Source organism: Rothia nasimurium (assembly GCF_004569295.1).
Classification (GTDB): Bacteria; Actinomycetota; Actinomycetes; order Actinomycetales; family Micrococcaceae; genus Rothia; species Rothia nasimurium_B.
In genome coordinates, this window is sequence record NZ_SPQC01000040.1 from 1 (window position 1) to 25,406 (window position 25,406).

23 protein-coding genes, 1 tRNA gene and 2 pseudogenes are annotated in these 25,406 nt (G+C 60.4%); 15 read left to right on the forward strand and 11 right to left on the reverse strand.

Annotated features, from left to right (window positions below; translation table 11 throughout):
* The 9 genes from E4U03_RS09945 to E4U03_RS09985 all read left to right on the forward strand — a co-directional run.
* Positions 1-794: ParA family protein (locus E4U03_RS09945; RefSeq protein WP_228066160.1), on the forward strand; the 794-nt coding region annotated here is incomplete at its 5' end.
* Positions 795-946: 152 nt separating this feature from the next.
* On the forward strand, positions 947-1,777 hold the full coding sequence (locus E4U03_RS09950; protein ID WP_135013462.1) for a segregation and condensation protein A: 831 nt from the start codon (positions 947-949) through the stop codon (positions 1,775-1,777).
* Entirely contained in the window at positions 1,774-2,577 is an 804-nt protein-coding gene (gene scpB, locus E4U03_RS09955; RefSeq protein WP_135013464.1) for an SMC-Scp complex subunit ScpB, read from the forward strand. Before E4U03_RS09950 ends, scpB begins: the two co-directional genes overlap by 4 nt.
* 59 nt (positions 2,578-2,636) lie before the next feature.
* Positions 2,637-3,719: a pseudouridine synthase gene (locus tag E4U03_RS09960; protein WP_135013466.1), complete on the forward strand. Its 1,083-nt coding sequence runs from the start codon at positions 2,637-2,639 to the stop codon at positions 3,717-3,719.
* Complete coding sequence (locus E4U03_RS09965; RefSeq protein ID WP_135013467.1) at positions 3,719-4,873, forward strand: prephenate dehydrogenase; 1,155 nt, start codon at positions 3,719-3,721, stop codon at positions 4,871-4,873. The genes E4U03_RS09960 and E4U03_RS09965 overlap by 1 nt, the downstream gene beginning before the upstream one ends.
* 11 nt (positions 4,874-4,884) lie before the next feature.
* The gene (gene cmk, locus E4U03_RS09970) at positions 4,885-5,556 is read left to right on the forward strand and encodes a (d)CMP kinase (RefSeq protein WP_135013469.1); all 672 of its coding nucleotides are present in this window, start codon (positions 4,885-4,887) and stop codon (positions 5,554-5,556) included.
* A 96-nt stretch (positions 5,557-5,652) separates the two neighbouring features.
* Complete coding sequence (gene der / locus E4U03_RS09975; RefSeq protein ID WP_135013472.1) at positions 5,653-7,230, forward strand: ribosome biogenesis GTPase Der; 1,578 nt, start codon at positions 5,653-5,655, stop codon at positions 7,228-7,230.
* Positions 7,231-7,366: 136 nt separating this feature from the next.
* Positions 7,367-7,440, forward strand: a tRNA-Pro gene (locus tag E4U03_RS09980).
* Positions 7,441-7,702: 262 nt separating this feature from the next.
* Complete coding sequence (locus tag E4U03_RS09985) at positions 7,703-8,164, forward strand: hypothetical protein (RefSeq protein ID WP_135013474.1); 462 nt, start codon at positions 7,703-7,705, stop codon at positions 8,162-8,164.
* Between the two features lie 81 nt (positions 8,165-8,245).
* Here the strand turns inward: E4U03_RS09985 and E4U03_RS09990 are convergent, their stop codons facing one another.
* Positions 8,246-10,702, reverse strand: a complete 2,457-nt coding sequence (locus tag E4U03_RS09990; protein WP_135013476.1) for an ExeM/NucH family extracellular endonuclease — start codon at positions 10,700-10,702, stop codon at positions 8,246-8,248.
* A gap of 509 nt (positions 10,703-11,211) precedes the next feature.
* Here E4U03_RS09990 and E4U03_RS09995 point away from each other — a divergent pair.
* Together E4U03_RS09995 and E4U03_RS10000 are read left to right on the forward strand one after the other, a co-directional pair.
* Positions 11,212-12,867 carry an L-lactate permease gene (locus E4U03_RS09995; protein ID WP_135013478.1) on the forward strand — a complete coding sequence of 552 codons (1,656 nt, stop codon included), beginning with the start codon at positions 11,212-11,214 and terminating at the stop codon, positions 12,865-12,867.
* Positions 12,868-13,033: 166 nt separating this feature from the next.
* Positions 13,034-14,323: a cytochrome P450 gene (locus E4U03_RS10000; protein WP_135013480.1), complete on the forward strand. Its 1,290-nt coding sequence runs from the start codon at positions 13,034-13,036 to the stop codon at positions 14,321-14,323.
* On the opposite strand, the gene E4U03_RS10005 is transcribed toward E4U03_RS10000, so the two are convergent.
* From E4U03_RS10005 to E4U03_RS10015, 3 genes are all read right to left on the reverse strand, one after another.
* Positions 14,320-14,931 (reverse strand): Mbeg1-like protein, encoded by a 612-nt coding sequence (locus E4U03_RS10005; protein ID WP_135013481.1) that lies wholly within the window; start codon positions 14,929-14,931, stop codon positions 14,320-14,322. The two genes, E4U03_RS10000 and E4U03_RS10005, sit on opposite strands and share 4 nt — an antisense overlap.
* A complete protein-coding gene (locus E4U03_RS10010; protein ID WP_167752398.1) occupies positions 14,906-15,325 on the reverse strand; it encodes an Mbeg1-like protein in 420 nt (139 codons plus the stop codon). Before E4U03_RS10010 ends, E4U03_RS10005 begins: the two co-directional genes overlap by 26 nt.
* Before the next feature lie 117 nt (positions 15,326-15,442).
* Positions 15,443-16,300, reverse strand: a complete 858-nt coding sequence (locus E4U03_RS10015; RefSeq protein ID WP_135013485.1) for a VOC family protein — start codon at positions 16,298-16,300, stop codon at positions 15,443-15,445.
* Between the two features lie 233 nt (positions 16,301-16,533).
* Between E4U03_RS10015 and E4U03_RS10020 the strand changes: the two genes are divergently transcribed.
* The 3 genes and pseudogenes from E4U03_RS10020 to E4U03_RS10030 all read left to right on the forward strand — a co-directional run.
* A complete protein-coding gene (locus E4U03_RS10020; protein ID WP_135013487.1) occupies positions 16,534-16,779 on the forward strand; it encodes a hypothetical protein in 246 nt (81 codons plus the stop codon).
* A 17-nt stretch (positions 16,780-16,796) separates the two neighbouring features.
* The gene (locus E4U03_RS13810) at positions 16,797-17,183 is read left to right on the forward strand and encodes an HtaA domain-containing protein (RefSeq protein WP_416220630.1); all 387 of its coding nucleotides are present in this window, start codon (positions 16,797-16,799) and stop codon (positions 17,181-17,183) included.
* A gap of 366 nt (positions 17,184-17,549) precedes the next feature.
* Positions 17,550-17,756 (forward strand): annotated as a pseudogene (locus E4U03_RS10030) (BsuBI/PstI family type II restriction endonuclease); the annotation flags it as partial.
* Positions 17,757-17,807: 51 nt separating this feature from the next.
* Here the strand turns inward: E4U03_RS10030 and E4U03_RS10035 are convergent.
* The 5 genes from E4U03_RS10035 to E4U03_RS10055 form a co-directional block, all read right to left on the reverse strand.
* The gene (locus E4U03_RS10035; RefSeq protein WP_135013489.1) at positions 17,808-18,494 is read right to left on the reverse strand and encodes a DNA-3-methyladenine glycosylase I; all 687 of its coding nucleotides are present in this window, start codon (positions 18,492-18,494) and stop codon (positions 17,808-17,810) included.
* Entirely contained in the window at positions 18,494-19,003 is a 510-nt protein-coding gene (locus E4U03_RS10040; RefSeq protein ID WP_135013491.1) for a methylated-DNA--[protein]-cysteine S-methyltransferase, read from the reverse strand. Before E4U03_RS10040 ends, E4U03_RS10035 begins: the two co-directional genes overlap by 1 nt.
* A 121-nt stretch (positions 19,004-19,124) precedes the next feature.
* Positions 19,125-20,678 (reverse strand): glycerol kinase GlpK, encoded by a 1,554-nt coding sequence (glpK, locus tag E4U03_RS10045; RefSeq protein WP_135013493.1) that lies wholly within the window; start codon positions 20,676-20,678, stop codon positions 19,125-19,127.
* Positions 20,679-20,761: 83 nt separating this feature from the next.
* Entirely contained in the window at positions 20,762-21,559 is a 798-nt protein-coding gene (locus E4U03_RS10050; protein WP_135013495.1) for an MIP/aquaporin family protein, read from the reverse strand.
* A 75-nt stretch (positions 21,560-21,634) separates the two neighbouring features.
* The gene (locus tag E4U03_RS10055; RefSeq protein ID WP_135013497.1) at positions 21,635-23,398 is read right to left on the reverse strand and encodes a glycerol-3-phosphate dehydrogenase/oxidase; all 1,764 of its coding nucleotides are present in this window, start codon (positions 23,396-23,398) and stop codon (positions 21,635-21,637) included.
* Positions 23,399-23,507: 109 nt separating this feature from the next.
* On the opposite strand from E4U03_RS10055, the gene E4U03_RS10060 reads away from it, so the two are divergent.
* On the forward strand, positions 23,508-24,569 hold the full coding sequence (locus E4U03_RS10060) for a sugar-binding transcriptional regulator (protein WP_322785921.1): 1,062 nt from the start codon (positions 23,508-23,510) through the stop codon (positions 24,567-24,569).
* Positions 24,570-24,693: 124 nt separating this feature from the next.
* On the opposite strand, the gene E4U03_RS10065 is transcribed toward E4U03_RS10060, so the two are convergent.
* Together E4U03_RS10065 and E4U03_RS13585 are read right to left on the reverse strand one after the other, a co-directional pair.
* Positions 24,694-25,002: a transposase family protein gene (locus E4U03_RS10065; protein ID WP_280741587.1), complete on the reverse strand. Its 309-nt coding sequence runs from the start codon at positions 25,000-25,002 to the stop codon at positions 24,694-24,696.
* Positions 24,982-25,113 (reverse strand): annotated as a pseudogene (locus E4U03_RS13585) (transposase family protein); the annotation flags it as partial. The pseudogene E4U03_RS13585 and the gene E4U03_RS10065, both read right to left, overlap by 21 nt.
* Positions 25,114-25,406: the final 293 nt, after the last annotated feature.

Sequence of the window (25,406 nt, forward strand, 5' to 3'; positions counted from 1 at the left end):
CCCCCCTCTCCATCCACGGGCCCGCCCGCATCATCTCCATGGTCAACCAAAAGGGTGGCGTCGGAAAAACCACCTCCACCATCAACCTCGGTGCCGCGCTCGCAGAAGCCGGACGCCGCGTCCTACTCGTCGACTTCGACCCCCAGGGCGCGCTGTCCGCCGGTTTCGGCGCCAACCCCCACGAACTCGACCTCACCGTCTACAACGTCATGATGGACCGCAAGGTCGATATCTGCGAGGTTATCCAGAGCACCGAATTCGAGAACATCGACCTGCTCCCCGCCAACATCGACCTCTCCGCAGCCGAAGTGCAGCTGGTCAACGAGGTCGCCCGCGAGCAGGTTCTTGCCAGCGCCCTGCGCAAGGTCGAAAACGACTACGACGTCATCCTAATTGACTGCCAGCCCTCCCTGGGCCTGCTCACCGTCAATGCCCTGACCGCCAGCCACGGCGTTATCATCCCGCTCATCTGCGAGTTCTTCGCCCTGCGCGCGGTAGCCCTGCTGGTGGACTCCATCGAAAAGGTGCAGGACCGCCTGAACCCCAAGCTCGAAATCGACGGCGTGCTGGCCACCATGTTCGACTCCCGCACCCTGCACTCAAAAGAGGTGCTGGCCCGCATCGTCGACGCCTTCGGCGACAAGGTCTTCGACACCGTCATCAAGCGCACCGTTAAGTTCCCCGATGCCTCCGTATCGGCAGAGCCCATCCTGTCGTACGCCTCGAACCACCCCGGTGCCGAGGCCTACCGCCAGCTGGCCCGCGAGTTGATCTCCCGCGGCGGCGCCCCCTAAACGCGCCTGACCCTATGCTCTAGGCTACTTTTGCCCGTCTGCCCTTGAAGAACCTCGGGGCAGGCGGGCACAATGGTTAAAACACAGTAAAAGAACGGCTCAATGAGAAGCCGCCGAATCCTGGCTCAAAGACCCACAGGAGACTCGCTGCCGTGACGGTACCGAACACACTTACCGAGAGCGCCCCTGCGCCCTTTACGCTCACCCTGAGCAACTTCGAAGGCCCCTTCGACCTGCTGCTCACCCTGATTTCCCGCCGGAAACTCGATATCACCGATATTGCACTGGCTGAAGTCACCGACGAATTTCTCACCTATATCCGCCCCCTGCTTGAAGACGGCAGCGACGCCGCCCTCAACACCGCAAGCGACTTCCTCGTCACCGCTTCCACCCTGCTCGAACTCAAAACAGCTCGACTGCTCCCGCGTAGCGACAAAGCTCTTGCCGCTAACCCCGACCTGCTTGAAGCCCGCGACCTGCTCTTTGCCCGCCTGCTTCAGTACCGGGCCTACCGCGAGGTGGCAAGTGTGCTCGAAGAGCGCTTCACCGCAGAAAACCAGCGTTTTTCCCGCACCGTAGCCCTCGAACCGGCCTTCACCAAAGTACTACCCGAGCTGGTCTTCGACCTGACCCCGCAGGCATTTGCTGAGATTGCCGCCCGTGCCCTGCGCCTGCATGAAGACCCCGATATCGAACCGGAACCCGAGCTCATCGACACCGGCCACATCTACACCCCGGCCACCACCATCGCAGCTGAAGAAGCGATACTACTGGCCAAGCTGGGGGAGAGCGGTGGGCAGTTGAGCTTCGCCGAGGCCTGTGCAGACGCCGCCAGCCGCGAAGTTGTGGCCGTCCGCTTTCTTGCGGTGCTAGAACTCTATAAAGAGGGCAAACTCGCCGTAGAACAGGGCCAGGCCCTGGGCCCCATCACCCTGCGCCTTGAAGGCCCAGCAACCGCCCACCGGGAAGGAGGAACAGAATGAGTGGGAACCCCGACTACACCGACGATGACCTCAAGATTCTGCTCTCCGGCAGCTGGGACGCTGAACCGGAGCAAGAGCCCGAACCTGAGCCAGCACCGCAGGCTGAGCCAGCACCAGAAGAAACCTCCCCGGTAGCACCCCAACCCGCTACCAAGCCAACGAAAGCCACCCCGCAGGTGGCGGCATCCGCCCACGAACTCAACCGAGTTGAGCTCCAGCCCGGCGGTGTGAAAGCCGCTATCGAGGCGATTTTGGCGGTAGCCGATGTGCCGGTGAGCGTCCGCGAGTTCGCGGCGGCCCTGATTGTCTCAGAGCGGGCCATTGAAACCGCCCTCGACGAGCTGATGCGCGACTACGACGGTTACGACGACGCCACCGGCACCCACGAGCCCCGCGGCTTTGAGCTCCGCCAGGTGGCAGGAGGCTGGCGGCTCTACTCCCGGGCTGATTTTTCACCCTGGGTCAGCCGGTTCGTGGTGGGCGCCCAGACCGTCAAACTCACCAAGGCGGCCCTCGAAACCTTGGCCATCATTGCCTATCAGCAACCGGCCACCAGGGCCTATATCGCCCAGGTACGCGGGATTTCGGCAGATGCGGCGGTGCGCAACCTCCTGCAGCGCGGCCTCATTACCGAGACCGTTCCCGATGAAACCGGGGCCACCCAGTACATCACCACAGACAACCTGCTTGAAAAGCTGGGGCTGAACTCCCTTGACGAGCTTCCCGCCCTGGCCCCCTACCTACCCGATCCCCACGAGGTAGGCAGCAGCACCACCCTAGACTTGGATGACCCCAGCTAGCGCACACGCTAGCTGCGGCATCACCAGAAACTACGACACAGAGGAAAGAGATAAAAGATATGGCATACGGAAACAACTCATCACGAGGTAACTCAAACCGCGGCGGCCGCCCCGGCGCAGGCAAAGCAGGAGCCGGACGCGGCGGCAAGGGTTTTGCCGGCGCTGGCAAGGGCGGAACCGGTAAGGGCGGTTCAGGTCGTTCAGGTTTCTCCGGCAACAAGGGCGCTAAGCCCGGCACCCCAGGCGGCCCCCGCAAAGCCGGTACCGGTAAGGGCCCCAAGTTCCGCTCAGGCCAGCCCTTCGCTAAGGAAATGGGCGAGTTCCGCCCCGCTAACCGCGGCTCCAAGAACTTTGGCCCCCACCGTCCGCGCCGCCCCAAGAACGCACCCGTCGACCACTACCCCTTCTACGACCACGAGGGCGTCCGCCTGCAGAAGGTCATGGCATCCGCCGGTGTGGCCTCCCGCCGCGTCTGCGAAAAAATGATTGAAGAGGGCCGCGTGACCGTCAACGACGTCCTTGTAACCGAACTCGGCGTACGTGTTAACCCCGACCGGGTCACCATCCAGGTCGACGGCATGACCATCCAGACCAACGACAAGTTGGTCTACATGGTGCTCAACAAGCCCGCCGGCGTCGTCTCAGCCATGGACGACCCCGACGGCCGCCCCAACATCTCCAACTTCCTGCGCTCATCCATGACTGAACGCGTCTTCCATGTGGGCCGCCTGGACGTTGAAACCGAAGGCCTGCTCCTGCTGACCAATGACGGCGAGCTGGCCAACCGCCTGACCCACCCCTCCTACGAAGTGCCCAAGACCTACCTGGTGCAGGTCCCCGGCCCCATGGAACCCGGTATCGGTGCAGCCATGAAGAAGGGCTTGCGCCTGGAGGACGGCATCACCCGCGTTGACGAGTTCAAGCTGGTTGACTCAACCCCCGGCCACGTGCTCGTTGAGGTCACCATCCACTCCGGCAAGAACCGCATCATCCGCCGCATGTTCGAGCACGTCGGCTACCCCGTCGAGAAGCTCGTGCGCGTTGAGATGGGCCCCATCCACATCGGCTCCCAGAAGCAGGGCACCGTACGCAACCTGTCCAAGGTCGAAATCGGTAAGCTGCTGGCCTCGGTAGGCATGTAATGAGCGGTTCACCCACCGTCTTCGACTCCCATCTGCACGGCCCCGTCCTGGTGATTGGCGCGGGCCTGCTGGGTGCCTCCATCGGGCTGGGCCTGAGCCACCGCGGCTACACGGTCTATATCTCCGATATCTCACCCACCACCGAAGCCGTCGCCGAAGACATCGGCGCAGGCGCCTCCCTGCGGGCCCTAGCCCACGAATGGCAAGGGAAAACAGGGCAGGACGCCCCTGCCCAGCTGGAACTTGCCCCCCAGCTGGTCGTTGTGGCGGCACCCCCGGACGTCACCGCCGACCTGGTGGTGCGCGCGCTCGCCGACTACCCGGCGTCCTTTGTCATCGATATTGCCTCGGTGAAGTCGGGGATTCTGAGCGCGGTGCAGGAAGCAGGGGCCGATGTGGGCCGCTACCTGGGCACCCACCCCATGGCCGGGCGCGAAAAATCCGGCCCCGTGGCTGCCCGCGGTGAGCTCTTCTCAGCCCGCCCCTGGGTGCTCTGCGACCACGAGACGGTGCGCCCCGAACTGGTGAAGGTAGTCCAACAGCTGGCAGCCGAACTGGGCTCAACCATCACCCATATGGATGTGGAAGAGCACGACCGCACCGTCGCCCTGATTTCCCACGTGCCCCAGGTGATGAGTTCCCTGCTGGCCTCCCGCCTGCAGGACACCCCCCTCTATGCACTCGGCCTGGCCGGGCAGGGGCTACGCGATACCACCCGTATCGCGGCATCGGATCCCGGGCTGTGGGTGCAGATCCTTTCGGCTAACGCCGAACCCGTAGTGCAGACCCTCTACGGGGTGCGCGAGGATTTAGAGCGCCTGATTAGCACCCTGGAAGCCCCCACCGCAGCCGGAGCCCGCCTCGATATCGCCCAGCTCATGAGCGAGGGTAACTCGGGCGTCGCCCGCATCCCCGGCAAGCACGGCGGCTCACCGTCCGCCTTTGCCCAGCTGACCGTGCTGGTGGACGACACCCCCGGCACCCTGGCCCGCCTGCTGGTTGAAATCGGCGAACTGGGCGTCAACCTGGAAGACCTGCGCCTGGAACACTCACCCGGCGCCCAGGTCGGTATGGCCGAAATTTCGGTCAACCCCAATGAACACGAAAAACTCATCGAAGACCTCACCAGCCGCGGCTGGAAGGTCGTCAAGTAAGGAAGAAAACTATGTCTGACAAGCTCGTGATCGCCATTGACGGCCCTTCTGGCTCTGGCAAATCCTCGGTCTCTAAGGCCGTGGCCCGCCACTACGGGCTCGAATACCTAGACACCGGCGCTATGTACCGCGCCCTGACCTGGTACTGCCTGGATACTCGGGTAGACACCGCGGACGCCGTAGCCCTGGTTGCTGCCGCCCGCGGCTTCCCCTATGTGCAGGGTACCAGCCCCGACGAAGAGGTCATCGAGGTTGGGGGAGTAGACGTGCGCGAGGCTATCCGCGAACCCCGCATCTCAGAGGCTGTCTCTGCCGTTGCCTCGAATATGGACGTCCGCCAGATTCTAATCGACCTGCAGCGGGACTTCATCGCCCGTTCCACCACCGGCATGGTGGCAGAAGGCCGCGACATCACCACCGTCGTTGCCCCCGACGCCGACGCCCGCGTCCTGCTCACCGCCAGCGAAGAAGTCCGCCTTGCCCGCCGAGGCTTGCAGCTGGGCGGCACCCAGAACTCCGAGCAGCTCTCAGCCCAGGTCTCAGCCCGCGACGCCAAAGACTCCAAGGTCACCAGCTTCACCGAAGCCGCCGAAGGCGTAGCCCTCGTTGACTCATCAGAACTCAACTTCGAAGAAACCATCGCAGCGGTCATCGAAGCCGTCGAAGGCCAACTCAAGCGCTAGCGACCGGGCGACGTGCAGGCGTCCGCCCCACCGTGAACTAAACTTATCTACCAACGCACCGGCACCCGCCGGAAACCACCACAGGAGGTATCGCCCATGAGCGACGAACTCACCCCCCACGACGACTACGAGGTCAAGTTCCTCGGCGGCGGCGACGATGACGTATCGGACCGCCTGGCCGAAATTGACGACGAAACCGCAGACCAGCGCGCCGAAGCCCTACTCGCTGGCCTGGAAGACTACGACCTGGACGAGGAAGACCGCGCGCTTCTGGCGTCCTGGGGCTATGACACCGACGAGGACGACAACCGCGAAGCCGACCCCGTTGTCGCCATCGTCGGCCGCCCCAACGTCGGCAAGTCCACCATTATTAACCGAATCCTGGGCCGCCGCGAAGCCGTGGTTGAAGATAAGCCCGGCGTGACCCGCGACCGTGTTTCCTACAAGGCCGAATGGGCCGGTAAGGACTTCACCCTGGTCGATACCGGCGGTTGGGAAGCCGACGCTAAGGGTATCGACGCCCAGGTCGCGGCACAGGCTGAAATCGCTGTAGCCCACGCGGACGTCGTGCTACTGGTTGTTGACGCCCTGGTCGGTATCTCCGCAACCGACGAGGCTATCGTGCGTATGCTGCGCCGTATCGACAAGCCCATCCTGCTGATCGCCAACAAGATTGATGACAGCCACCAGGAACCCGAAGTCCACGCCCTGTGGTCACTCGGTATGGGCCAGCCCTACCCGGTCTCTGGTCTGCACGGCCGCGGCCTGGCCGACCTGCTCGACGCCCTGCTTGAGGTTATGCCCGAGCACTCCCAGTACGCCGAGCCCGAAGCCCTGGGCGGCCCCCGCCGTATCGCCCTGATCGGTCGCCCCAACGTGGGCAAGTCCTCCCTGCTCAACAAGCTGGCCGGTGAAGAACGCGCCGTGGTTAACGACCTGGCCGGCACCACCCGTGACCCCGTGGACGAAATCGTCGAACTGGGCGGCCGCCCCTGGCGTTTCGTCGATACCGCGGGTATCCGCCGCCGCCAGCATATGGCCAAGGGCGCAGACTTCTACGCCTCCCTGCGTACCCAGACCGCTATTGAGCGTGCCGAGGTCGCCGTGGTGCTCCTGGATGTTTCTGAGCCCCTGAGCGAGCAGGACGTCCGTATCGTGCAGATGGCAGTGGACGCCGGCCGCGCCATGGTTCTGGCCTTCAACAAGTGGGACACCCTCGACGAAGACCGCCGCGAAATGCTCGAACGCGAGATTGAGCGCGACCTGGCCCACGTGAAGTGGGCCCATCGCGTCAACATCTCAGCTAAGACCGGCTGGCATAAGGACAAGCTGGTTCCCGCCCTGGAACACTCCCTGGAATCCTGGGACTCCCGCATCCCCACCGGCCGCCTGAACGCCTTCCTGGGTGAAATCGTGGCAGCCCACCCCCACCCCCTGCGTGGCGGCAAGCAGCCCCGTATCCTCTTCGGCACCCAGGTTTCCTCCCGCCCGCCCAAGTTTGTTCTCTTCACCACCGGCTTCCTCGATCCCGGCTACCGCCGCTTCATCGCCCGCCGCCTGCGTGAGACCTTCGACTTCACCGGCACCCCCATCGACATCACCATGCGCGTGCGTGAGCGCCGCAGCCTGGGGGAGCGCCAGAGCGGTAAGTCAGGTAAGGGCGGACGCCGTTAATACCGGCTTGCTTGAACTGTGACCTAAAACGCTCCAAAAAGCCCCAAAAACCCGGTTTTCGATTTTGCACTCTCTCAAAGAGGTGTGTATAGTTATACGAGTGCTCAAGGGAACGGTAAAGTTCACGAGAGACAATCGGGTTGTGGCGCAGCTTGGTAGCGCACTTGACTGGGGGTCAAGGGGTCGCAGGTTCAAATCCTGTCAACCCGACAGATAAAGCTCCGGCCACTAGGGTAAAACCTAGTGGCCGGAGCTTTTTTGTTGCCTGAAGAGCGGGGTAAGCTGGTGAAGCTGCCCTGTGGATATCGCTTACCGGGCGTCATAGTCGCGTCACGGCTCCACCGTTTTCGGGGAGGCGCGCACGCCTGCGCCCAGGTTTTGCCCGGAAAATACGGGGTAGGTGCGGTTACAGGGTTATCCACAGGCTGCCCCTGCCTGTACTGGCTAGACCTAGTTTTTCTAGTCTAGTGGCATGACTCAGCTTGAAGAACTCAACCAGAAACTGCTCACCTGCCAGCAGCTCACCGCCCGTTACCCCAACCGTTACCGGCTTGAGGCTGCAATAGCGCGGGGGCTCTACCGGCGGGTAGCACGCGGTTTTTACCTGCACCGCACCGACTGGGATAGTCTCACGCCGGAAGAAGTTTATCTTGCCCGGGGACTGGCTCTGGCGGCGTCCTACCCCGGAATTATCTTCTCCCACCAGACAGCCGCCCTACTCCACGGGCTACCCCTAGAAAGCCTGCCCGAGACGGTACACGTCTACTGCTACCACCGTACCCGCGCCAAAGACTACACCGTGCACCACGGGGAGCTGCACCTGCCTACCGATACCACCGTGCTCGCCCCGGGCATCCGCATCACCAGCCTGGAGAGAACCCTCACCGATTTGGCAGAACAGCCGAGCACACAGTGCTACCGCATCAAACTATAAAGAACCGCCTGCCCCGAAGTAGTCGGAGCAGGCGGTCATACTGTTATCTAGTAGCGCTCACAGGCAGGTGTAAGGCAACTGCTACTTGTTGTGAGCGTAGCGGTAAATAAACGCGGACATGGCATCGCGCTTAATAGGCTCGTAGGGGCGGAAGGTGCCGTCGCCCCAACCCGTGGTGATACCGCGAGAACGCAGCCACATAATTTCACGGTAGAAAACGGTGCTCTCGGGAACGTCCACAAACTGTGACCCCTTAGGCGCTACATAGTGAGGCTCACCTGCGTAGCGGTAGAAGAAGGCAGCCATAGCGTCGCGCTTAATGGGTTCGAAGGGGCGGAAGGTGCCATCTGCCCAGCCTGTGGTAATACCCTCAGCTTTGAGCCACTCAATTTCCTTGTAGAAGGGGTGGGTCTGGTCTACGTCCTTGAAAGAGGGGGTCTCGGGGGCCTCAAAGGCGGGGGAGCCCGCTAGACGGTAGAAGAAAGCGGCTGTAGCTCCGCGATCAACATGGTCGTAGGGGCGGAAGGTGCCATCTGCCCAGCCGGTCGTGATGCGCTGCTGAGCCAGCCACATAATTTCATGGTAGAAAATATCGGCTTCGGTAACATCAACAAAAGAAATCGGCTCGGGAGTCAGATTCATACCGACCAGCAGGGGGTCGTGGTCTGATGAACGGAACTCGTTAGCCTCGTAGAAATCGGTGATGTTGCTGTTGTAGCGGCTGTATTCGAGCGCCACGGACTCAACAGAGTTGATGTTCCAGACCTGAGCGCTCTCTACCTTCTCAGCCAGGGCAGGGGAAGCCAGAATATGATCGAGCGAACCAACGCGACCGCCGTAAAGGTAGGTATGGCCAGCATCGTACTTCTCACCCAGATTGGTGTAACCGGCAGAGTAGAGCACCTGCATGGGGTCCTCCTGAGTATAGGAGTTGAAGTCACCCAGCAGCATGATGTTCTGGGTGCCGTGTCGTTCACCCTGGGCCGCAGCGAAGTTCACCAGAGCCTGGGCCTGGGTGACGCGAGAAGCATTGGAGCTACCCTGGCCGTCATTCTGGTCAGCGTCGGTGCCGCTACCGGAGCCCTTGGACTTGAAGTGGTTAACAACAGCTACAAAGACATCGTCACCGCTGGTTGCTGCTGAACCTGCGGGTACAAAGGCCTGAGCTAGAGGCTGACGGGCATTAGAGAAAGCTGCATCATCGAGAATTGCGGATTCACCGACCGGCTTGACCTCAGCGGGCTGGTAGATGAAGGCGGTGCGAATGACGTCCTCACTGGCAGGCAGAACACTGGGTGAAGTAACAGTCGCCCACTTTTCGTAGCCGGCGTCCTTATTGAGCTCTTCAACCAGCTTGTTGAGGGCGATATCGCGGTTATCGTGACCGGTGGCTAGTGTGTTCTCGATTTCTTCCAGGGAGAGTACAGAAGTATCGATCTTGTTGATAGCCTGAACGATCTTCGACTGCTGGCGTTCGAAGCTAGCTAGGGTTGCAGCTCCTCGTACCGCGCAGCTACCGCTGACGGTGATGGGGTTTTTCTCGCGGTCGGTGTAGAACTTGCAGCCTGCGATGGTGTCGCCCACGGTGGTGAAGTAGTTGAGGACGTTGAAGCTAGAGATGCTGTGCTCGCTTGCTACCTCAGGGGCCGCTGTGCGGGTGTTGGACCAGGACGCCGGCAGCGCAGCGGGGTCAGTTGCGCCGTTGACCGGAGCAGTGGGCTGCAGACGCCAGGCGTTGAAAGAGTAGCCCAGGACAACCGGGTTGTTGAAGCTGACGGCAGCTCCGACGCGCAGCGGGTTGCTGGTGGAGACATAGGGTAACGGGGTACCGGTGCCTGCGCGGCTGTAATCAACGGTTGCGCCGTCATCAAGCAGAAGAACCTTAGCCGCACTATCTACTTCGTAGGCGAGGGCTGCGGCGCCGGGGGCTACGATGTCGGTTGCGGTGCGTAGAGCCTGGGTGCCATTGACAAGGCCAACCTCACCGTAGCGGTTGGTGTTGTAGTTGTCGGTGACAGTGATATCGCCGGTGGGCTGTAGGAGCATACCTTCGAGGGCTTCACGGGCCTCTTCACCCTCAGGTAGCTGGCCGGTCACCGGGGTAACCGGGGTAAAGGGGACAGCAAGGACGGTGAGGTCAGCCGAGCGGGACACCGTAATCTGGGTTTGCCCGTTATATTCAGAAACTGCGCCGGTTACTTCAACGAGGTCACCCTGAGAAACCTGCGCCACGGTGGAGGGGGAGTAGACGAAGATACCGTCAGAAGCACCCGGAGTGCGGTTCTCTGCACCTGTTCCCTCGGTCTGAATAAAGTAGCCGCGTAGGCCGCCCTCGGCATAGACGGCTGTGACAACACCGCGGGTAGTGACGCTTTGACCGGCGAGCGGGCTGGTAGCTCCGGTGCCCTGGATGGTAGCAATTGGGGTGAGCTCGGCAGCCTGGGCTGATAGGGCAGTGAGTAGGGGAGTCAGCGTGGCGGTAGAAGCGAGAAGGGCAAGCGCCGAACGGCGGTGTGATAGGCGTCGGAAATCAGGCATGAGAATCCTTGGGGAATGGTAACAGTAGATGTGCGGTGATGTGACTCATGGAGCCACCTCACACCATTCTAGGGTCTTGCCTGTACAAAATTTAAAGCCGTGATTCAAAAGTTAAGTAGCGGGACGGTTAATTTTTGCTACTTCGTCGGTAGGTATGTGTGGGTCTGTGGGTTTTACTTAAGCGGTGTGGTTATTGGGGTGGAAACTGTTGCCGGTGTAAGGAAGTCCACGGTGTTAGGGTGGGGGTGTTTTTAAGTGGGGTAACACATGTTGAGTGGAGGGATAAAAGGCTTTTGACTAGGTCTGATGCAAAAATATACCCTCCGATGTGGGCATGCGTCTTAGACAGGCCCACTTAGGTCATTTTTGACCTTTACAGATACCCTCGCGCAGGGTTGTTTTTCGTAAGTTTTGTGTGTGAATTGGTGGTAATTTCGGAGGTAGAAAAGTGCAAACAGCACACAAAACCAATCGCGGAACACACCTCCGCAGCGAAGGAACCCATACTCATGTGGCAGCAGGTCTACGACCCACTGAACAACCAGGCGCTCTCAGCCCTCGTGGCGGCAGTGCCGATCCTCGTCTTCCTCCTGGGGCTCACCGTCCTGAAAATGAAGGGCCTGCACGCAGCCCTCGTCTCCCTGGCCTCGGCCGTGGCACTGGCCGTCCTTGTCTTCGGCATGCCCTTTGCCTCCTCCCTCTCAGCCATCGGTTACGGCTTCCTCTCGGGCATGTGGCCTATCGGCTGGATCGTGCTCATGGCCGTCTGGCTCTACCGCATCACCGTCCGAGCCGGTAACTTCGAAGTGATTCGCGGTTCGGTCTCGGCGATTTCCGCTGACCAGCGCATCCAGGTTCTTCTGATTGCATTCTGTTTCGGCGGCTTCCTCGAAGGTGCTGCGGGCTTCGGTATTCCGATTGCTATCTGTGCCGCCCTGCTGGTAAACCTCGGTTTCGAACCCGTCAAGGCCTGTCTTCTGGCCCTGGTCTCCAACGTTGCCTCCGGTGCCTACGGCGCTATCGGCATCCCCGTCCTCACCGGCTCCACTGTCTCAGGCGTACCCCAGGCTGAGCTGAACTCCATGATGGTCTGGGTCCTGCAGATTATCACCATCTTCATCCCCGTCCTGCTGGTCATGATGCTGGACGGCGTCCGCGGCCTCAGAGAAACCGGCCTGGTTGCTCTGGGCCTGGGTGTTATCGTTTCCGCTGCCCAGGCAGGCGTCCTGCTGGCCATCGGCCCCGAACTGGTAGACATCGTCCCCTACCTGCTTGGTCTGATCCTGCTGGCCGTCACCATGATGAAGTGGCAGCCCGCCCACATCTACCGCGAACCTGGCGCCCCCTCCCTCGAAGAACTTGAGAAGAGCCCCAGCGGCTTCACCTTCTCCGGTGTTGTCAAGGCCTGGAGCCCCTTCATCATCCTGTCCATCATGATTCTGCTCTGGTCGACCCCGCTCATCAAGGCCCTGGTTAAGGCTGAGACCGAAACCAGCGCAGCGGGTGCCCTGAACTGGACCACCATCCCCGTCCAGATGCCCGCCCTGCACGGCCAGATTTCCCAGGTCGCCCCCATCGTGGCAGAAGAAACCGCCATGAAGGCAGTCTGGAACTGGACCCTCTTCGGCGCATCCGGCACCGCTATCCTCTTCGCCGCCCTGATCACCATCGCTATCTCCAACATCAGTTGGAAGGCCGCCTTCGAAGAACTCGGCAGCGCCTGGAAGCAGCTCTGGCAGCCCATTCTGCTCATCTGCCTGGTCATGGCTGTTGCTAACGTGATGAACTTCGGTGGTATGTCGTCCGCCCTGGCCCTGGCCCTGGCGGCTGTCGGCTCCATCTTCCCGCTCTTCTCTCCCATCATCGGCTGGATTGGCGTCTTCGTCACCGGCTCCGTGGTCAACAACAACACCCTCTTCGCCGGCCTGCAGGCCACCACCGCAAGCCAGATTGGTGCCAACTCCGGCCTGCTGGTTGCAGCTAACACCGCCGGTGGCGTGATGGCAAAGGTCGTTTCACCCCAGTCCATCGCGATTGCGGCGGCATCGGTGAACATGTCTGGCCAGGAATCAAAGATCACCAACGCAGCCATCAAGTACTCGCTGGCCCTGCTGGTTATCCTCTGTGTCTGGGTCTACGTACTCTCGCTGATCATGCCCGCCTAAGGCTGGCGACAGCACTCGGCGCTGATATATCAGGACGCCCGCCCCACCACCCTGCCACCGGGCAGGGGAGCTGGGGCGGGCGTCCTTTTCTTGCTCCAGCAAAGTGAAGGCAAACTCGCCTGACCAGCTGGTCTAAATACCCGCTGAAAGAAAGTAAACTGTTGGTATGAGCATCACACCCGTAAAAAACCTATTGAATGACCAGCTGCCCAGCTTCATCAAGCAGGGCTACCTCTTTATGTCGCACCAGCGCCGCAAGGCCGGGGTCTCCGCAGAGTCGCACTGCCCCGTCATCTTCTCCGCCCTGGGCGGTACCGCAACCCTGATTCGCGGCGAAGAAGCCGTGGATTTCTTCTACGACGAGTCCAAGATTAGCCGCGGCGGTGCCATGCCCGCAGTAATCCAGGGCCCCCTCTTCGGTGAAGGCGCCGTTCACACCCTCGACGGTGAAGCCCACAAGGTTCGTAAGGCCAAGATGGCTGAAATGGCCTACGCCGACGAGCGCGTTGAAGCTTTCAAGGGCTTCGTTGAAGAAGAAATGAAGGCCCTTATTGAACGCTGGAAGACCACCCCGGGTAACATCTACGACGATATTGCTGTAGCCTACGGCCGCGCCGCCTTCCGCTGGGCCGGGGCGCCCGCGTCCGACCGCGAGCTCAACAAGCGCGCCACCCAGATGAGCCACTTACTCGACACCTTCGGTGAGCTTAAGCAGAACGTACTTTCCTGGATTGACCGCAAGAAGCTGGATGCCTGGGCCGAAGAGCTCATCGAAAAGGTCCGCTCTGGCGAACTGACCGTCGAACCCGACTCGGTTGTGCGCCACATGGCTGACCTGCGCGACGAAAAGGGCGAGCTGGTTACTGCCAAGCTGGCCGGTATTGAGTTGCAGAACCTTACCCGCCCCACCGTAGCTGTCTCCCGCTTCGCCGCTTTCGCAGCCGTCGCTATGATTGAGAACCCCGAGTGGGCCGCTAAGGTCAAGAAAGCAGCGGAGGATGCCGACGGCCGCCTGGTCAACATTCCCGAAGCCGTTGCCTTTGCCCAGGAAACCCGCCGCAAGTACCCCTTCGTTCCCATGCTCCCCGCCATGGTCAAGGAAGATACCGAACTTTCGGGCTGCCCGATTCAGAAGGGTCAGCGCGTCCTGCTGGACGTTCTGGGCACCAACACCTCACCCCAGCTCTGGAAGAACACCACCAGCTTCGACCCCCAGCGCTTCCTCGACCAGCCCGACTACGAAGCTATCAAGGGCTTCATCCCCCAGGGCGGCGGCGATGTGTTGACCGGCCACCGCTGCCCCGGTGAGAAAATCGCGGTGGCTGCGCTGTCTTCCACCATCGCAGCGCTCTCAGCAGATAACGTCACCATCTCTGAAGACGCCGAAGACACCACCTTCAGCATGACCCAGCTGCTGACCCGCCCCAAGACCGGCGTGCGTGTCACCGTCAGCTAGGGCAGGCGTCCGCCCCGCTCGGTAGAGAACGCATCAGCTAGGTCCCGGCTTCCCATCCACAGAAGGGGAAGGACTCGGGGCCTAGCTATTTTAAGGACGCCCCCGCTCGTCTTTCGCTGCTCACTGCGGGTCTGGCGCCACAAGACCAAGAAATCATCGAGGGCATCTTGAACCAGCTGGTAGGTTTCGAGGTCAAGCCCCTGGGCTTTGGCACGCATGAGCTGGATGAAGGGAACAATATTCTGGCCAATAGCTAACAGGCTGGTGTAGCCCTCATCCATAGCTAGGCCAAAACAAATATCTACCACCTGCTGCACCTCTTCGGGAGAGTGGCGCGCTAGCCAGGCCCGGGTGACCGCCTCAACCCGGTCGCTGGCGGGCGTGGGGTGCTCAGTCAGCATGAAGTGCCCCCGAGCATCAGCATGCCAGTTAAAAATGGAATGCTGAACCAAGCCGAAGAAGCTGCTGGCCACCACCTGCGGGCTCCCCTGCTTGAACATCAGGCGGCCCACGATGCTGTCGACCGGGATGTACTCCACCGTTTTATCCAGGGTGCGCCGGTAGCCGGGGTGGTCGAGAAAGTCAGGCACAAAGCCGGGGGGAGTCAAAGGTAATCAGCTCGTCAATACGATCCTGGGCTTTCTCGCTCTGCATACTGGCCGCGTGTACTGCCAGGTGCCCGCCCTTAGAATGGCCTGTGACATACAGGGGCGTCTTCGGTGCCCGGGCCAGGGCACGCGAGAGGTAGTCAACCGCAAGCGCCTGGGCCGGAATCTGCTGCCGGGCAGCTAGATGAAAATCCTCTTTCCAACCGGTAAGCGTATCGTCGGTTCCGCGAAAGATGACCTGTTTGAGTACCCCGGGGAGCACCAGGGTGAGAGCCGCAAACTGAACCTGCTCCGCGTCATCCTGACGTGCCTCAAAGCGGTAGAACTTGAGCCCGGCAAAGCGGGCGGACGCCGCAACCAGCCTGAGTAGCTGCAGCCGCTGGGTGGTGGCCAAGAACCAGTTGGTACGCAGCTCGCTGTTGCTGTAGAACTCCTGGTAAATCTGGGCGGCCCCGACCCCGTAGGCAAACCCGGCATGGTGCTCGGCAACTGCATCGAGGGGTACATAGGCCTAGGGGAGCTGACTCAAATCAATCTTGCCCATGCTCAGCAGCTTGGAGCGGGCGTCCGTATCTGCCATGAGCTGGCCGATGTTCTGAGGGAGAACCTGCCACGAGACCCCGTAGGCATCAACGCACCAGCCGCAGCGCTCGGCGTCCGCAACCTGCGAAAGCACCGACCAAGCCCCATCAATCCCCGCCTGATCCTTGTAGAACAGGGTCATAGAAACACCCGGATCAAAGGTGAAGTCATGGAAGGCGCCCGCATCGATAGCGGTGAAGGTTCCACCGCCCATCGTAAAGGTGGTCATCTGCACCGCCTCGGGTTCGAGATAGGAGCCTTCACCATGGCGGGTCAGGCTTAGACGCTCGCCGCCGAGTAGCGACATCCAGGTGTTGGTTGCCTCTTCGCACTTGCCGTGGGCTACATTGCCAAACATGAAGCAGGGCGTGAAGAAAGGCAGGTCGCTGGGATTTTCTTCAAGGAAGAGCTGCCAGGTGAAGCCGTAGCGGTCGCGCACCCAGACAAAAAGCGGTGCGAAGGGATAGGCCTGCAGGGGCATGAGCTCCCCGCCCTCACCGATGGCGGTATAGGTGTGGCGTAGGGCTTGCTCAGCCTGCTCTAGGCTGCCGAAGCGTTCGGGGCTAAACCGCAGGAAACCCGAAATGGACGGGTTAGGGGAGTAGGTGGCGTCTGCTCCCAGCAGGAGCAGATCGGTGCCGTCGATGCTGAGGGTTCCCACACCGGGAGCCGGGGCGGACGCAGTCAGCGGCAGGGTTCGTGCATAGTAGGTGGCAGCCTCGGCGGCATCACCGTTAATCCAGACGCAGGCGGTGGGAGCTGAGGCGGGAGGGAAAGTGGAAGTCATAGCTCCTATCTTCGCACAGGGATGTGAACAGATGCCTGTGGAGGTGAAGCGCCAGCGACTCACTACAAATAGGTTATAAAAATATAACTTAATTGACCTGTTAGCCTTGTCTTGTTTTGGTCTACCTTATTATTATATTTAGGCACCCAAACTTTTTTATAAGGTAGCACTAAGTAATATATAATGGGCTGTCGGTGCTTTCCATACACACCAGCTCATCAAGGACGACTGACGTGAAGCCACTACTCGCTACAACCGCTCTCACTACGGCGCTCATCATGGGCGGAGCCACAGCTCCTACCGCCAGCGCCAGACCCACTGCTACTGACCTACCCGCCACCCTTGCTAGCGCTGATAGCCTGCCAGCCTCGGAAGAAACCCGCCTGGTAACAGGTAGCGCCAACTGGAACTACGTCAATAGCTGGCGGAGCTATCTGGGGGGGCTAGCTCAGAAAACTTCCTCGACGGTGCAGGTCTAGTAGCCGGTACTAAAGACATCGAATGGCAAGCAAAACCCGGCCAAACCTTTGACCCCGAGAACCCCGGCAAACTCCATTTCACCGGCCACGTGCACTGGAGCAAATACGACGGCTACCTCGATGTACATTTCAAAAACCTGACCATTGATTTCGCCACAAAACAACTTCTTGTCGATGCCTCAACCGCTAACACCATGGCAGGCACAGGCCCCGCAAGCGCAACCCAAGAAGCCATCGCAGACCTACCCGATTTAGCCTGGGAAATTCGCGGCAATACTCTGCTGGTCTACTCGCACGCCCCGGTGATTACCCAGCTTCAGAGCGCATCGTCGGCTTCTACTCCGGCGACATGCACCTTTTGTTGCCACCTTCGAAATCTATACCGGCGACCCCCAGGCGCCTGAGCGTCCTCTCCCTATCTTCTGGAAGCTATTTCCCGACCGCTACGAGGATCCCTTCTACCGTCCGCCCCTGATTGATCCCGATGAAGAAACCTTCGAAGTTAATGTTCCTGACCCCACCCTGCGAAGCTGCATCTTCTCAACCCTGGGTATCCCCGAAGAAGCCAGATTATCTATAGGATTTTGCCGCTAGGCCCTTTCCATCACCATATTTACTAGCCAAATAGCTTAGGTAACATTATTACCCACAGTTGGGAAGGTGCCTGCTGTCGGTAACACATTGACTTCCCCTCGTAAAATAGGGGTAAAACACGACCAACGGCTAAGGAGCAGGTATGACCACCTTCGAAGACATGCTCAACGCACCGCCCTGTCGACCATTGGCGTTATTCAGAGCTCGAATCTCTATTTTCACAGACTTCTGCGGGGCTGGTATATGTTTCTTGTTTCCCAGACCGCGCAACGCTTCGGAGGTTTATTGCTGATTTGGCGTGGGAGACCGAAGCCTGGATTGCTGAAGAGCCAACTCACATGATGCATCTGAACGGTTCACGATTCATGGGTCCCTACAACTGATGTTCTAGAATCTTGCTTGGACATTGAATCTGGTTCTCCGCATACGGAATTTCAGTTTCGCCGCGTGCCGTCCTCGTTCCACAAGCCTGAGATGCCGCGGCGGTGGGAGGTCACCAGGTGAGTATCGAGCACGCCGATGGCTTCCATCATGGCGTAGGCGCTGGTGGGCCCGATGAACTTAAAGCCCAGCTTCTTCAAGGTTTTAGAGAGTAGCAGGGAGTTCTCATCCTGAGTGGGAATATCAGAGAGGACGGCCGGGGTCGGGGTGCGCTCGGGCATGAAAGACCAGATGAGGGCGGGTAAACCTGCCTCAACCTGCTGGCCTGCCGCAAGCGTCCGCGCCGCTAGGTCGATGGCGGCTCCACCGGGAGCCGTCACCTGGCCGACCGACCGCAGAGCGATTGTTGCCTGAGCGTTGCCGATAGCTGCGCGAATCTTGCCGCGGTGGCGAATAATGCGGGCGTCCGCCGCTAGCCGCTCCACGTCGTCCTCGGTGAAAGCCGCGACCTTCTCAACCTCAAAGCCCTCAAAGAGTTCGCGGAAGGCCTCGCGCTTGGTCAAGATGGTGCGCCAGGAGAGTCCAGCCTGAAAACCTTCGAGACAGAGGCGCTCAAAGACGCCCTGCTCGTCGGTGACGGGCACGCCCCACTCATTGTCGTAGTAGGCCTGCATATCACCACCGCTAGCGGCCCAGACAGGGCGCACTAGCCCGTCGGTACCTACCCGGGTATCGGTCATTAGAAGAGCCGCCCTTCAACTTCTGCGCTGGGCTCTTCGAGGTCCAGCAGAAACTCTTTACGTTCCAGCCCGCCCGCGTAGCCGGTGAGCTTGCCATCTGAGGCTACTACCCGGTGGCAGGGGATAAAAATGGAAACCTTATTACGGCCCACAGCCTGGCCAACTGCCTGAGCCGGGGCACCCGGCCCCACAATCTTGGAAATAGCTCCGTAAGTGGTGGTGTAGCCGTAGGGAATCTCGCGCAGGGCCGCCCACACCGCCAGCTGAAAATCGGTGCCGTCAGGAGCAATCGGTAGCTCAAAAACGGTCCGTTTCCCGGCAAAGTATTCCAGCAGCTGGGCCTGGGCGTCGGTCAGCACCTCACAGTCGCTCACCTCAATGCGGTGCCCCAGCTCCTCCTGCTTGGGGAAGTGGGCCTGGCCGGTAAACCAGGCACAGGTGAGGGCCTGCCCGTCGGAGGCCAAAATCATTTCACCCAGCGGGGTAAGGGTATAGGTGTGGTAGGTCATGTAAGTAGTCTAGTTCGGCGGCATACAAATAGCCCTGCACCTCACCGGTAGGTGACGATGCAGGGCTATTGTTTCAGCTCAAGACAACCAGCCTAGCGCTAAATTGCGACTTAGCCGGTGCTTAGTCCTGTTCGACGTCCTCATCGACCCAGTCCAGGGTCTTAGAGACAGCCTTCTTCCACAGGCGGTACTGGCGCTCGACCTCGTCCTTGTCCATCTGGGGTTCCCAGCGCTTGTCTTCGGACCAGTTGTCGATGACGTCCTGCTCGCCGTCCCAGAAGCCAACGGCGATACCGGCGGCGTAGGCGGCGCCCAGGGCAGTGGTTTCAATGACCTTGGGGCGGATGACGGGTACGCCCAGCAGGTCAGCCTGGAACTGCATGAGGAACTCGTTGGCGGTCATACCGCCGTCAACGCGCAGTTCTTCCAGGGAAACCTTGGTGCCGGCTGCCTCGGCGTCGGCGTTCATAGCATCCAGCACTTCGCGGGTCTGGAAGGCGGTTGCCTCAAGGGCTGCGCGGACGATGTGGGCGCGGTTGACGTAGCGGGTCAGGCCAACGATGACGCCGCGGGCATCTGACTTCCAGTGGGGAGCGAAGAGGCCGGAGAAGGCTGGGACGACGTAGGCGCCGCCGGAGTTCTCAACGCTGGTAGCCAGTTCTTCTGACTCGGCGGCGTTGTCGATCATTTTGAGGTTGTCGCGCAGCCACTGAATCAGGGAGCCGGAGACCGCAACGGAACCTTCGAGGGCGTAGACGGGGTCGGCGTCGCCCAGCTTGTATGCCACGGTGGTGAGCAGGCCGTTTTCTGAGATGACGGGCTCGTTACCGGTGTTCATGAGCATGAAGTTACCGGTGCCGTAGGTGTTCTTGGCCATGCCCTTTTCGAAGCAGGCCTGGCCGAAGGTGGCTGCCTGCTGGTCGCCCAGAATACCTGAGATGGGGGTGCCGTTGAGTAGACCCTTGGAGCGGCCGTAGCCGTAGATTTCGGAGGAGGACTTGATTTCGGGCAGCATGCTCATGGGAATACCCATGTCGGCGGCGATGGATTCATCCCATTCCAGGGTCTTGATGTTCATCAGCAGAGTGCGAGAAGCGTTGGTCACGTCGGTGACGTGCACGCCGCCCTCTACACCGCCGGTCAAATTCCAGAGGACCCAGGTGTCGGTGTTACCGAAGAGCAGGTCGCCTGCTTCTGCCTTCTCGCGGGCACCTTCAACGTTGTCGAGGATCCACTTGACCTTGGGGCCTGAGAAGTAGGTAGCCAGGTTGAGGCCGACGATATCGTGGTACTTGCCGGGGCCTTCTTCGCCGCCGAGCTCGTCACAGATTTTCTGGGTGCGGGTGTCCTGCCAGACGATGGCATTGTAGACGGGTTTACCGGTGTTCTTGTCCCAGACGATGGCGGTTTCACGCTGGTTGGTGATGCCGACGGCTGCGATTTCGTGGTGGTTGACTTCTGCCCTGGTCAGGGCTTCACCCACGGACTTACGCACATTTTCCCAGATTTCCATGGGGTCGTGCTCAACCCAGCCGGCCTTGGGGAAGATCTGCTCGTGTTCGTGCTGGCCGACGCTCTTGATTTCACCGGACTTGGTGAAGAGGATGGCGCGGGAGCTGGTGGTGCCCTGGTCGATGGAGAGGACGTACTTCTTACGCTCGGGGAGCTGTGACATGGTTTTTCTCTTTTCGTGTGCGCGCCGTCCTTGGCGCGGTAAGGGGTTGTCTTTAGTTTAGGGCGCGGACGCCGGTGGCCGGCTTAGCCCAGCAGGGCGGGGACGAGGATTGCGGCTGCGGAGGCACCGATGAGGGGGCCTACAACGGGAACCCAGGCGTAGGCCCAGTCAGAGGAGCCCTTGCCCTTGATGGGCATGAGGGCGTGGGCGATGCGGGGGCCGAGGTCGCGGGCGGGGTTGATGGCGTAACCGGTGGGGGTGCCCAGGGAGAGGCCGATAGCGACAACGATGAAGGCTACAGCCAGGGGGCCCAGGCCTGAGGGGGTGCTGCCGGAGGCCAGCACAAAGCCCACCAGAACGAAGGTACCGAAGGCCTCGGTCAGGGTGTTCCAGCCGTAGGAGCGAATGGCGGGGCCGGTGGAGAAGATGCCCTTGGTGGTTCCGGGCTCAGCCTCGTCAAAGTGCTTCTTGTACACCAGGTAGGCACCCCAGGCGCCCAGGAAGGCACCGATCATCTGGGCTGCTCCGTAGACAAAGAAATGACCAACGGTGGGGGCGATACCGGGGGCAAAGTCACCACCGGCAATCAGCAGGCCCAGGGTAACAGCGGGGTTGAGGTGAGCACCTGAAGGGGCAGACATATAAACGGCCGCGAAAACCGCAAAACCCCAACCAAAGGCGATGGTCAGCCAGTCGGTGTTCTTAGCCGCTGACTTGGGCAGGGTAACTGCGGCACACACGCCCGCACCCAGCAGAATCAGAATGCCGGTACCGATAACTTCAGAAACAAAAGCGCCAAGCAGGGTCGCATTGCCGTCTGCTGAGATAAGGGCGCTTGCCTGGATGCTAGCTTCAGCGCCAGCTGCCAGTAGTGAGCTCATCGTTGACCTCGTATTTTCTGTGCGGGCCGGGTGCCCGAAACGGGCACCCGGCGGTTGTTAGTGATTAATGATGTTTTAGTGGAGAGTAGTGACAGGACGTCGGGGAGCCACGTGGGCTGCCCCGAGAACCTCAGCCGCGGCGTCCGCGTCCTCGGTGTGGGTTTCAGCTGCAGCGATAGCCTCAACCCGCTCGGCGTAAATCGCTTTTTCGCGGGCCACGGTGGCCTCGTCCCAGCCAAGTTCAGCGGCCATAATCTCAAGAATCTCGTCGGCAGCGGACAGGCCGCGGTCGGTAGCCTCAAGATCCAGGCGGACGCGGCGCACCAGCACGTCCTCAAGGTGCAGGGCACCTTCAGCACGCACGGCCATGGTCACATCGGCCCGCAGGAACTGGGGTGCCTGCGCCAGGGGAGTACCCAGGGCAGGGTCTTCTTTGATGAGGGCGATAATATCGGCCAGCTCAGCGCCGTAGCGCTCCAGCAGGTGCTCCACGCGGGCAGCATCCCAGCTGTTCTCAGCGGCCAGCGCATCGGTGCGGGCAGCCAAAGCTTCATAGCCTTCAGCACCGACCAGCTTGATGTTCTCGGTGACAGAGGGCAGGGTCTTAGCGCGGTCGCCCAGGGCAAAGTCCACGGCGTCCTCAGCCATCACGCGGTAGGTGGTCAGCTTACCACCGGCAATAGCGCTCATACCCGGGGCAATTTCCATGACGGTGTGCTCACGCGACACCTTGGTCGATGCGGCATTCTCACCCTTCTTAGCCACCGGCTGCAGCAGGGGGCGCAGACCAGCGTAAGAGCTAATGATATCTGCCTCGGTCAGCTCATCGGCAATCAGCTTGTTGGCCTGGTCGAGCACGTAGCGAATGTCAGCCTTGGTGGCGACGGGGCGCTCGCGGTCCTCGGTGTAGGGGGTGTCGGTGGTGCCGATGATCCAGTAGCGTTGCCAAGGGATGATGAAGAGTACGGACTTTTCGGTTTTGGTAAAGATACCGCTGGTTGCCTTGATACGGTCGCGGGGCACGGTGATGTGCACACCCTTAGAAGCCAGCACCTTCAGGCCCTGATCCTTGGTTGCCATGGACTCTGATTCTTCGGTCCACACGCCGGTTGCGTTGATGATGTGGGCGGCCTTGACAGTCTTCTCGTCGCCGGTTTCAAGGTCAACAATCTGGGCGCCGGTGACTCGCCCGGCGGCGTCCTTGTTAATAGCGGTGACCTGGGTGCGGGAGGCTGCCAGGGCGCCGTACCCAGCGGCAGTGCGGATGAGGTCGATGACTAGGCGGGCGTCGTCCACGCGGGCATCGTAGAACTGAATGGCGCCGGTGAAGGCTGAATCCTTGATGCCGGGGAAGACCTTCTTGGTGCCTTCCTTGGTGAAGTGGCGCTGGGCGGGCACAGTGCGGTGGCCGCCGGCACCGGCGAAGGCCATGGTGTCGTACATACCGATGCCCACGGCGGAGTAGGCGCGCTCAATCACGGGCATCTTGAGAGGCCAGAGGAAGGGCTGGGCCTTGACCAGGTGGGGAGCGGTGCGTTCGAGCAGCAGGCCGCGTTCCTTGAGGGCTTCGGCAACCAGCTTGAAGTCGAGGTTGTAGAGGTAGCGCAGGCCGCCGTGCACGAGCTTGGAGGACCAGGCGCTGGTGCCTGCAGCCCAGTCGCCTGCCTCAACAATGGCGGTGCGTAGGCCGCGGGTTGCGGCGTCCAGGGCGATGCCTGCGCCGGTCACACCGCCGCCGATGATGAGGACGTCTACGCCCGCTTTATCGGTCATGGCGGCTAGGGCCTGGGTGCGGGTTTCTGCGGTGAGGTGGGACTGGGTGGTGAAGGTGGCAGTCATGGGGATCTTCCTTGCGACGGGTTGCCTGGTTAATGTCTTGGTAACTATTTCAACTACCCGGTGCAGATTAGGCCAGCCGTGTGAACAAAATTTCATCTAATATTGAGAGATGATGAACAAAAGTCAGAATCAGGTGGTGGAGGCAGCCCATCTTTACTACCGGGAACACCAGACCATGGCGGCCATTGCTAGCCGGCTGGGGGTGTCGCGGCCTACGGTATCACGCCTGCTTAAAACGGCACGTGAAACCGGGGTTGTGACCATCCAGATCAACGAGAAGGCCTATAGATCTGATCCCCTGGAAAAGCGGCTTGCCGACCTTTATCGGGTGCGGGCTACCGTGGTTCGGGCCCCTGACCATGCCACGGAGCAGGATCGTATGAGGCGAGTGGCAATAGCCACAGCGAACCTCTTGGATTCTCTGATTGTTCCGGGAACGACCCTGGGAGTTGCCTGGGGTTCCACCGTGACCGAGGTAGCCCAGTTTCTGCCCAAGCGGCCTCTGACCGGGGTGACGGTAGTTCAGCTGAACGGGGCGGGCAATGCCGTGCAGACGGGTATCCCGTATTCGGGTGCGATTCTTGGGCAGGTGTCATCTGCCTATGGGGCGCAGATGGTGCATTTCCCGGTGCCTGCCTTCTTTGATTTTGCCGATACGAAGGCGGCTATGTGGCGGGAGCGGTCGATTCGCGGTGTGTTGGCGGTGCAGCGCAGCGCAGATGTGGCCCTATTTGGGGTGGGTGCTTTTGGTGGTGAGCTTAAGTCGCATGTCTATAGCGGTGGCTATTTCAATGCTGAGCAGATGCGGGAGCTGCAGGAGCAGGGCATTGTGGGGGATATGTGCACGGTTCTGCTGCGGGAGGATGGCACCTGGGCTGATCTTGCCCTGAACCAGCGGGCGACGGGCCCCACCCCTGCAGAGCTGGTGAAGATAGGACGACGCGTGTGCGCGGCTGCCGGCCGCCACCGCGCTGTTGCCCTGCGCGCCGCCCTCGCCACCGGTGCCATCACCGATCTGGTGGTGGATGCGGACCTGGGGGAGAGGCTTTTGAGGGTTATTCAAAAGTCCTCCCGGCCACATAAAACACCAACCCACACACCACCAAAAACACCCACCCATAAGAACCCAAAAGACGCCAGAAACCCGAATGCAAAACACGCTAGGTCTTAATCTGCGCGATGACACGTTCCACCACACCTGGCACCCTGTTCATCACACGATTATTGTCCTTAACAGCCTTCGATGTCTTCACCCCAGGTTTACGCTTAGTTGGTGTCAGTAGCCCCAAACCTACCTAGCCTTTATCAGCTAAGGTTGTCTCATCCAAGTACCTATCTAAACCATGCTTTGTGAAAGCATAAGCATCGTGCCAAGCACCAGGTAGCGGGTCAGTGATGACCAGGAGCTTGCCGTCGATGGTGCAGGTAACCTGGTGATTGCACCCGGCCCGCTTGTGCTTACCAGAGAAGTTGGTTTTACCTAGTGAGCGCCAGTTCCAGACCGGTATTAGTGTCCCGTCGATGACCAGTGATCCTGGTGCTTTGAGTGCTTTTTCTAAGGGTTGGGTGAGTGGTTTGAGGATTTTATCCAGTGCCGTCTTGATCCGGTTGATGGTTCTTGAAACTGTCGGTTGGGATACGTTGTAGAGGGCTGCGAGGGGTTCTTCGGTGAGGTTGTGCCGGTGGTAGAGCAAAGTAGCTTTGAGTGCCTGGGATAGGGTGAGGGCTGGTGGTCTGTTTCCTGGTTTTCCTCAGGTGAGGTGGTTGTTCAGGGTTTGTAGTAGTGTGGTGAATTGCGTAGCTGTTAGTCTGGTTGTGCGCTGGTGGGGCAAGGGTCTTTTCTGGTTTGGTTTGAGGTTATTTGTGGAGATTTAACGCTCATGATATGTACTGGCTTTAGTTCCGACAATTATAAGACCACTAAAGCACCATCAACCACCTCCTGCGGAGTCCGATAACCAAGACCCTGATGCAACCGACCAGCATTCCACCAAGCAACCCAAGACGC

Coding starts and splice junctions, on each gene's coding strand:
- scpB (WP_135013464.1), top strand. CDS start 1,774: ATGAGTGGGAACCCCGACTACACCGACGATGACCTCAAGATTCTGCTC.
- E4U03_RS09960 (WP_135013466.1), top strand. CDS start 2,637: ATGGCATACGGAAACAACTCATCACGAGGTAACTCAAACCGCGGCGGC.
- E4U03_RS09965 (WP_135013467.1), top strand. CDS start 3,719: ATGAGCGGTTCACCCACCGTCTTCGACTCCCATCTGCACGGCCCCGTC.
- cmk (WP_135013469.1), top strand. CDS start 4,885: ATGTCTGACAAGCTCGTGATCGCCATTGACGGCCCTTCTGGCTCTGGC.
- der (WP_135013472.1), top strand. CDS start 5,653: ATGAGCGACGAACTCACCCCCCACGACGACTACGAGGTCAAGTTCCTC.
- E4U03_RS09985 (WP_135013474.1), top strand. CDS start 7,703: ATGACTCAGCTTGAAGAACTCAACCAGAAACTGCTCACCTGCCAGCAG.
- E4U03_RS09990 (WP_135013476.1), bottom strand. CDS start 10,702: ATGCCTGATTTCCGACGCCTATCACACCGCCGTTCGGCGCTTGCCCTT.
- E4U03_RS09995 (WP_135013478.1), top strand. CDS start 11,212: ATGTGGCAGCAGGTCTACGACCCACTGAACAACCAGGCGCTCTCAGCC.
- E4U03_RS10000 (WP_135013480.1), top strand. CDS start 13,034: ATGAGCATCACACCCGTAAAAAACCTATTGAATGACCAGCTGCCCAGC.
- E4U03_RS10015 (WP_135013485.1), bottom strand. CDS start 16,300: ATGACTTCCACTTTCCCTCCCGCCTCAGCTCCCACCGCCTGCGTCTGG.
- E4U03_RS10035 (WP_135013489.1), bottom strand. CDS start 18,494: ATGACCGATACCCGGGTAGGTACCGACGGGCTAGTGCGCCCTGTCTGG.
- E4U03_RS10040 (WP_135013491.1), bottom strand. CDS start 19,003: ATGACCTACCACACCTATACCCTTACCCCGCTGGGTGAAATGATTTTG.
- glpK (WP_135013493.1), bottom strand. CDS start 20,678: ATGTCACAGCTCCCCGAGCGTAAGAAGTACGTCCTCTCCATCGACCAG.
- E4U03_RS10050 (WP_135013495.1), bottom strand. CDS start 21,559: ATGAGCTCACTACTGGCAGCTGGCGCTGAAGCTAGCATCCAGGCAAGC.
- E4U03_RS10055 (WP_135013497.1), bottom strand. CDS start 23,398: ATGACTGCCACCTTCACCACCCAGTCCCACCTCACCGCAGAAACCCGC.
- E4U03_RS10060 (WP_322785921.1), top strand. CDS start 23,508: ATGATGAACAAAAGTCAGAATCAGGTGGTGGAGGCAGCCCATCTTTAC.